The organism is Vibrio sp. HS-50-1 (assembly GCF_024747315.1).
In the GTDB taxonomy this organism is placed as follows: Bacteria; Pseudomonadota; Gammaproteobacteria; order Enterobacterales; family Vibrionaceae; genus Vibrio; species Vibrio diabolicus.
Map to the genome: position 1 here is coordinate 1 of NZ_JAMPZF010000013.1, position 6,990 is coordinate 6,990.

At 40.3% G+C, this 6,990-nt stretch carries 11 protein-coding genes; 9 read left to right on the top strand and 2 right to left on the bottom strand.

Features of this window, described 5'->3' with window-relative positions:
- The first annotated feature begins 104 nt into the window (after nucleotides 1-104).
- Both NDJ01_RS08215 and NDJ01_RS08225 read left to right on the top strand, forming a co-directional pair.
- Entirely contained in the window at nucleotides 105-446 is a 342-nt protein-coding gene (locus NDJ01_RS08215; RefSeq protein WP_258586536.1) for a hypothetical protein, read from the top strand.
- Between the two features lie 123 nt (nucleotides 447-569).
- Nucleotides 570-1,367, top strand: coding sequence for a hypothetical protein (locus tag NDJ01_RS08225; RefSeq protein WP_258586537.1), 798 nt, complete (start codon nucleotides 570-572; stop codon nucleotides 1,365-1,367).
- 133 nt (nucleotides 1,368-1,500) lie between these two features.
- Here NDJ01_RS08225 and NDJ01_RS08235 read toward each other — a convergent pair whose 3' ends face one another.
- Together NDJ01_RS08235 and NDJ01_RS08240 are read right to left on the bottom strand one after the other, a co-directional pair.
- Complete coding sequence (locus tag NDJ01_RS08235; protein WP_258586538.1) at nucleotides 1,501-1,779, bottom strand: type II toxin-antitoxin system RelE/ParE family toxin; 279 nt, start codon at nucleotides 1,777-1,779, stop codon at nucleotides 1,501-1,503.
- Nucleotides 1,776-2,060 (bottom strand): type II toxin-antitoxin system RelB/DinJ family antitoxin, encoded by a 285-nt coding sequence (locus NDJ01_RS08240; RefSeq protein ID WP_258586539.1) that lies wholly within the window; start codon nucleotides 2,058-2,060, stop codon nucleotides 1,776-1,778. Before NDJ01_RS08240 ends, NDJ01_RS08235 begins: the two co-directional genes overlap by 4 nt.
- 202 nt (nucleotides 2,061-2,262) lie before the next feature.
- Here NDJ01_RS08240 and fos point away from each other — a divergent pair, with 202 nt between their 5' ends.
- From fos to NDJ01_RS24755, 7 genes are all read left to right on the top strand, one after another.
- Nucleotides 2,263-2,661: a FosG/FosC2-related fosfomycin resistance glutathione transferase gene (gene fos / locus NDJ01_RS08245; RefSeq protein ID WP_258586540.1), complete on the top strand. Its 399-nt coding sequence runs from the start codon at nucleotides 2,263-2,265 to the stop codon at nucleotides 2,659-2,661.
- Between the two features lie 143 nt (nucleotides 2,662-2,804).
- Nucleotides 2,805-3,164: a hypothetical protein gene (locus NDJ01_RS08250; RefSeq protein ID WP_161688599.1), complete on the top strand. Its 360-nt coding sequence runs from the start codon at nucleotides 2,805-2,807 to the stop codon at nucleotides 3,162-3,164.
- A 681-nt stretch (nucleotides 3,165-3,845) separates the two neighbouring features.
- Nucleotides 3,846-4,244: a DUF6232 family protein gene (locus tag NDJ01_RS08265; RefSeq protein ID WP_258586541.1), complete on the top strand. Its 399-nt coding sequence runs from the start codon at nucleotides 3,846-3,848 to the stop codon at nucleotides 4,242-4,244.
- 144 nt (nucleotides 4,245-4,388) lie between these two features.
- A complete protein-coding gene (locus tag NDJ01_RS08275) occupies nucleotides 4,389-5,051 on the top strand; it encodes an SLATT domain-containing protein (RefSeq protein ID WP_258586542.1) in 663 nt (220 codons plus the stop codon).
- A gap of 120 nt (nucleotides 5,052-5,171) precedes the next feature.
- Complete coding sequence (locus NDJ01_RS08280; RefSeq protein WP_161688617.1) at nucleotides 5,172-5,447, top strand: hypothetical protein; 276 nt, start codon at nucleotides 5,172-5,174, stop codon at nucleotides 5,445-5,447.
- A 148-nt stretch (nucleotides 5,448-5,595) separates the two neighbouring features.
- Nucleotides 5,596-6,012, top strand: coding sequence for a hypothetical protein (locus tag NDJ01_RS08290; protein ID WP_258586544.1), 417 nt, complete (start codon nucleotides 5,596-5,598; stop codon nucleotides 6,010-6,012).
- Between the two features lie 134 nt (nucleotides 6,013-6,146).
- On the top strand, nucleotides 6,147-6,881 hold the full coding sequence (locus tag NDJ01_RS24755; protein ID WP_045451795.1) for an HNH endonuclease: 735 nt from the start codon (nucleotides 6,147-6,149) through the stop codon (nucleotides 6,879-6,881).
- The last annotated feature ends 109 nt before the right edge of the window (nucleotides 6,882-6,990 follow it).

The following is a 6,990-nucleotide window of genomic DNA, read 5'->3' on the forward strand; positions in this document are numbered from 1 at the left end:
ATTATGCGTTGGTTTTAGTGTTTAAGGTGGTATGCGGGAGCTTCGGTATTGCGTTGCTCACACCTTAACAGGGCGTTAGCTTAAATCATTAACAAGGATGTGTAATGAGAAACAAAAAATGGATATTTGCGGCAATTATACTCATTGGTGGACCTTCACTATTGCCATTTAGCTTAGAAGTGATCTCTCTAATTGAGTTATTTGGCTTTTTGGGCTTATGGACAATTTATTCATCCTACGCAGAATATTTGGTTAATCATCCTCGATTCAAACGTGGCTGTCGTTTAGCTACTAGTTGGGATTTCCAACCTCAAATGCTGTTTTCTCCAAGTGAGCTAAAAGCATGTCCCCAGTTAGTTTTTCATATGCTCCCAGTTCAAAGCATAATGATTTGGACACTGAACATTCTGTTTTGGGGTGGTATGGTTTGGTGCTACATAATTTAAGCTAACAAACTGCTCAAGAGGGATTCGCAACGCGTGGCATTTTTACTATGCGTTGATTTTAGTGATTAAAGAGGTGTGCGGAAGCATCGGTATTGCGTTGCTCACCCCTTAGCAGGGCGTTAAATGCCAAAAGGAGGTTTTTGGGACAAATCGCAGGTAGCTATTGTTGTTTCAATTGGCAGTTTGGTCGTGTCGGCTTTGAGTTTTGTATATGCAGTTCGCCAAGCTAAACTCAATCGGAAACTAGAGAAAATTCGTGCATATGACAAAGTTTATCACGACGCGTCAGACTTGCTCTTATTCCATTATCGAAACCAATTGGAGCAACCATATAAAAGTGAAGATAAGTATCTAGAAAACGCAGTGAATGACTTTTCTAACGCTCATTGGTTAGAACAAACATATGGTATGAATATTACATATCCACCGACAGCGATTACCGATAGCGAGAAAGCAGAATTTCGCTCAAGAGTATCAAAAGCATATTATGCCCATGAACGTCAAAAACACGAAAGCTCATTTGATGAGTCTATAAACTACCAATCACCAGTTTTTTATCTAGATGACAATGAGTTTGGTGAGCGTTTTCAGCGTTTAATGAATCACGTTACTGAAAACCTCTCTTACTTTAGCCCCGTTATTAACAAAAACTGGGAAAAAGCACGTTTGGTTAGCCCTGATTCGGTAAAGAAAAGTTATCTTGCTCTCAAAAGGGTTAATGAGCAGGCTTGTGAACTAATAGAAGAGCCCATTGATGATCCGTATTTGCAAATTTTGCTTAGTATTCGGCATGAGTATAGGCAGTTAAATAGAACATTCAATGATAAGGTATCTGATTTTTGGTTCAAGCTAACACTAGTACCGACTCGCATAAAATATAAATTTAAGAAAAAAAGAAACTCAGAGGAGTTTGGCATTTAACAAATTGTTCAAGAGTGATTCGGCACGCGTGGCATTTTTGCTATGCGTTAGTTTTAGTGGTTAAGGTGGTATGCGGAGACTTTAGTATTGCGTGCCTCACACCTTAACAAGGCGTTAGTTGCCGTATGCCGCATTAGTCTGTAGGAAATTTCTGTTTTTGGTGCAGAACACGCATGATGCGAATGATTGAGCCTTCCACCCAATAAGAAACGATCATCGAGACTTCAGGAATAACCAGTAATCTTCCTCGAATTCCATCACGTTGTACGCCCATTAATGGGTGCTCTAGTAGGTTCTCGACCTTAGCTTCAATGATGTTGTCGGTTCTTTCTGCGACATCAGGGTTAAAGTCATAAAGGAACTCAAAGATTTTCTCTCGATCATTGAGGGATTCTTCTTCCCACAGAATCATTGTTGACCTCTGCTTCGAATTTTAGCTTTTCGTGCTTCCATACGAGACTTGGCGGATTCATTGTCAACAAAGACGGCTTTGCCTGAGTCATACTTATCAAAAGCAAGATTAACTTGTTCCGTTAACCAAGCATCGTGAGATAATGTTTTTCGTTGTTGCTCTGCCATTTGCTCTGTGAGTTCACGGCAAGCATCGCTAAGTGTACGACCTTGACTCTCAGCCATCTGTTGAGCTAGGCGTTTTGTTTCATCATCAACGCGAAATTGAATTCTGGTGTCCATTGGAGACTCCTAAAAAAACGGTGTGTGCACAAATGTTAGCACTGGCGCTTGAAATGGGCAACTAACAAAGCGTTTAAGACAGATTCCCAACGCATGGCATTTTTCATTCTATCGTTGGGTTTTGTGTTTACGGTGGTATGGTTAGGTTTAGTGGTAGCGTTGCTCACTACTTAACGCGGCGTTATGTTTACGGGAGAAAACGGTGATTTTAGGGCTCAATCATATAACCATTGCAGTTAGTGACTTAGAGCGCTCTCTTAAGTTTTATCAGGAGACGTTGGGGTTCAATGCTCACGCTAAGTGGGACAATGGGGCTTACTTATCAGTAGGTGAACTCTGGTTTTGCCTTTCTCACGATGAACCTTGCCCCAAAAACGACTATACCCACGTAGCTTTTGATATCGAACCAAAAGAATTTGAAGCGTTTGCGAAGCGTGTAGTTTCATTGGGTGTGGAAGTTTGGAAACAGAATAAGAGTGAAGGACAGTCACTTTATATCTTAGACCCTGATGGTCATAAACTAGAGATACATTCAGGCTCCCTTAAAAGCAGGTTAGAATCCCTAAGAGCTAAGCCGTATAGTGGACTCGTTTGGCTTTAAACATAACAAGCAATTTAAGAGGGATTCACAACGCTTGGCACTTTTGCTTCTACTTCAGTTTTAGTGTTTATGGCACAATGCTTTAGGTTTGGGTGGAGGCGTTGTTCACCCCTTAATTGGGCGTTATGTGCTAGGAGGTTTAATTGAAATTATTGGTAAGTGTTGTGCTGGGTATTTCGGCTGTTTTCTCTGCTTTCTTTTTTAATGGTGGGCTTTATCGAACTGACACAATTCAAGTAGGGTTAGTACATAAAACTAACATCCTAACGGGTGAAATAAGCTTGTGTCGTTTCGACAACGGTTGCCAACAATTTCCAACGCCTCAGTTGTTCGAGGGAAAAAGCATAATTTCGGTGTATCGACAGCAATATCCACAATACAATGATTTGTCCAACGACCAACTCGCAAAAGCTTTGTACAAAAAGCTCAAATCAAAATTAAATTTAACCATTTCTGAAGCCGAGTTTATAAAGATCTTTACGCATGTGGAACAACGCACATAACAAATTGTTCAAGAGGGATTCGCAACGCGTGGCATTTTTACTATGCGTTGGTTTTAATGTTTAAAGTGGTATGCGGTAGCTTCAGTATTGCGTTGCTCACCCCTTAACAAGGCGTTAGTACGGGTTTTACATCAAAGGTCATTAGTTTTGGTGTTTATCTGTTTTAGCGCTCGTGTTTACACCTTTCAGTTAGTGCCTTTCACGTTCTTTCCGGTGGCACTATATGCGGAGTGTTCGCTTTGATTTCACCGTTTACGGCTTCTAACTCTTAGCCTATTTCTTTGGCGCTTCTTCATTTTCTTGGTGGCTTTTGAGAGAACCTTGATTACTTTTGGTGTGGCTGTTGAAGTACGAGGAAAGAATCCTTTTCTAATTTGAAATTTGCAAAGTAGGGCAGTCCAGTGCGTTTTTCTTCTAGCCAACTTTCGTCTTTCAATCGGGGGATAGTTTTGTAGCTGCCCGTCTCACTTCAGTGTTCAAAGCCTTTCATATCATGCCACTTTTCAATATCTTGGAGCGCATAAATAGAAGTAGCGCATGTACTAACAAATTGCTTAAGAGTGATTCGTAACGCGTGGCATTTTTACTTTGCGGTGGCTTATGTGATTAAGGCGCTGTGCGGTAGCTTTTGTATTGCGTTACTCACACCTTAGCAAGGCGTTATACGAATAGAGGGAATTTATGTACAAGAGTACTGATTTTAGCTTGGATTCAAAAGAGTTCAGGTTTAAGAAAGACTCATATCCTTTGTCTAAGATAAACAATGTTAGGGTTAAAAAGTTAAGTTTTCTTGATAATTTAGGTCAAGTTTTATTCTGGGTGTGTGTTTTTTCAGGGGCAGTTTGGTTAGTTATTCCAAGGTTGGAAGAGGTGCCACAATGGCTACTAGTTTTAGTTCTTAGTCTGACGGTTGTAGGTTTGGTTTTTGCTCTTTTTCGTTGTTCTAAATATGCACTTCAAGTCGAGTTTCGCCACATAGATGAAACGGGCGTTCAATGGGTTAATGTCGCTAAGTCATACTCAAAGTCAGATTGTGAGTTATTTGAACAGCAAGTGTTGGCACTGAAAAAATTCGTATAACAAATTGTTCAAGAGTGATTCGGCACGCGTGGCATTTTTACTATGCGTTGGCTTTAGTGGTTAAGGTGTTATGCGGAACCTTCGGTATTGCGTGCCTCACACCTTAACAAGGCGTTATAAATTTTTAATAGTTGGGTAGAAAAAGTGGAAGAGAGAGAAAGTAGTTTTCAAAATTTGTACAAAAAAATGGATGCAACATCGAAGACAAGGTTTAATGCCTCAAGAAGACTAAAGCTTCATTCTATGTTTTCGACCTACATTATAGTGTTTATATCACTAGGTTTGATTCTCGTTACGCTGATGCAGGCTTATTCATTGGGCAGCAATATTAACAATAAAATAGTTGGTTTGTTCCAAGCTTTTTCATCAATAGCTGTTCTAGTCTACTCATTGCTAATTGACCGCAATGACTATTCCAGTACATCGGAGAAAATGTATTCATGTGCAGCGCAGTTGGGAGAGTTAAAGCAAGAAGTTCGTCCATACTTAGCTGAAGAAGAGCATGATGAGGGTAGGTATCTGGAGTTTAAGGATAAATATCATCAGTTATTAAAACTCTATGAAACGCATTCAAACAATGATTTTCGTGGCGATTATTATCGTGCAAAGTTAGAAATGCCCGAGGATTATGAAATCAAAGGCTTAGATTGGTGGTCGATGCACTTTAAGATAATCGTCTCACACATATTAGATTTCATTTCATACTTCGTTGTTATCTCCGCATTGCTCAGTGTGTTGTATTGGATTACGTTTGGCGAACCATTTTCGATTGCTGCAAACCACGCTTCTAGCAGTTCGGGAACATAAAATTTATAACAAAGCATTTAAGAGTGATTCGCAACGCTTGGCAGTTTCGCTTCGCTCAAGTATAGCCAAGCGCTGCTCACACCTTAATGCGGCGTTATGTGATTGTTGATGAGGTAAGTAATGGATTTATATACAAAGAATGGAAAACCACTTCAAGTATCTGGAGATATTGTATACAGCAAATCTGGAGTGGCATTCGGAAAAATTCGTGGAAGCAAGGTATTTGGTACTGACGGTCGCTATGTGGGGACTATCGTTAACGACAGATTAGTGTATCGTGCAGCAGATAGCGCTAGTGTTGGTAGTCCCTTTTCTGTGGCTAATCGTATTGGCAGTGCTAAAGCTAATCGTGCTGGGGCTGCAATCATGGGGGAAGAGCCTCGTATACCCAACTAGAAAAATCACATAACAAACAATTTAAGAGTGATTCGGCACGCGTGGCATTTTTACTATGCGTCAGGTTTAGTGGTTAAGGTGGTATGCGGCAGCATCGGTATTGCGTGCCTCACACCTTAATTGGGCGTTATGCTCTTAGGAGGAAGTTGTGTTTCTCAGGGAAAAAGAGAAAGCTTTGAATAAGGGTGCAATTTTAATCGGCACTATAGGTATTATCTGTATTTCTATTGCTTCAGGAAGCTTATTTGTAGCGCTAGGTTTGAGCTCAATAGCCGCAATTAGCTTATTACTACAGCAAAAATTTCCGGATAAAAGTGGTCTTTACAGCATCGAGGTCCTAGGTGGGCGTATTACTCTTAAACTTGGCAACAGTACACTTTGGCATTTGAATGTATGTGATGTTGAATCTTCTGATATAAGTTACTCAAGGGACGGCACAGTGCTCAAAGAAATTACTTTAAAAACAGCGAACGACAGTTATGTATTACCAAAACTTGAGTGCTTTGAAACTACCGATGTTTCGCTGCTTGTAAGTTTTGTGCAAACCCTAAAAGAACGAGCATAACAAATTGTTCAAGAGTGATTCGGCACGCGTGGCATTTTTACTATGCGTTGGTTTTAGTGGTTAAGGTAGTATGCAGCGGCTTTTGTATTGCGTGCCTCACACCTTAACAAGGCGTTATGTGCTAGGAGAAAAGTTTGAAAATTACCGAAGAATCAGTACTTCAAATCTATGATTTAGCTCGTGAAGTTTACGAAGAGCGACTATCTCGAAAGGAAGCAGTGGAACTTGCTGTAAAAAATCAGATCATGGGTAAAGGCTCCGCGCAAGACTACATTCAAAACTATCGTTATATCATGGACGGTTTTGTATATAAGCGCACGATGAACCTCAAAGGTACGAGAATTTACTTAGAGAAAATTTATAGCGACTTTGGTATTCAAAAGTTGCGACAAGCCTTAGATGTCGTCGCATCTCATGTGGCATATTACAATGCCCTTGGTTACGGAAAACAGGTACAAACTCAAGCTCTTGTTGATGAACTTTTAGAAAAATATCAAATTGATTCTCAAGGAATCTCATACCCTGATGATATTGGTAGTGAAGTGTTAACAGAGGGTGCCAAAAAGCAAATTACAGTAAATGCTTACGAGCGTAATCCGAAAGCAAGAATTCAGTGTATCGAGCACTATGGGAGTCGTTGTTATGTATGTGGCTTCGATTTCCATGAAAATTATGGTGACTTAGGGACTGGCTATATTCATGTTCACCATGAAGTAGACCTCGCGCAAATTGGTGAAACGTATACAGTCGATCCAGTCAAAGACTTAAAACCTGTCTGTCCAAATTGCCATGCTATGCTCCATAAAACCAAACCAGCAATGCCCGTAGATAAACTTAAGGCAATGTGGTTGAATCGAAATCGCACATAACAAAGCATTTAAGAGTGATTCCCAACGCTTGGCATTTTTCATTCCATCGTTGGGTTTTGTGTTTACGGTGGTAAGGTAAGGTTTCGTGGTAGCGTTGCTCACACCTTAA

What these genes read in the sequence shown, in the direction of transcription:
- NDJ01_RS08215 (WP_258586536.1), top strand. Translation starts at nt 105, where the DNA reads ATGAGAAACAAAAAATGGATATTTGCGGCAATTATACTCATTGGTGGA.
- NDJ01_RS08225 (WP_258586537.1), top strand. Translation starts at nt 570, where the DNA reads ATGCCAAAAGGAGGTTTTTGGGACAAATCGCAGGTAGCTATTGTTGTT.
- NDJ01_RS08235 (WP_258586538.1), bottom strand. Translation starts at nt 1,779, where the DNA reads ATGATTCTGTGGGAAGAAGAATCCCTCAATGATCGAGAGAAAATCTTT.
- NDJ01_RS08240 (WP_258586539.1), bottom strand. Translation starts at nt 2,060, where the DNA reads ATGGACACCAGAATTCAATTTCGCGTTGATGATGAAACAAAACGCCTA.
- NDJ01_RS08265 (WP_258586541.1), top strand. Translation starts at nt 3,846, where the DNA reads ATGTACAAGAGTACTGATTTTAGCTTGGATTCAAAAGAGTTCAGGTTT.
- NDJ01_RS08280 (WP_161688617.1), top strand. Translation starts at nt 5,172, where the DNA reads ATGGATTTATATACAAAGAATGGAAAACCACTTCAAGTATCTGGAGAT.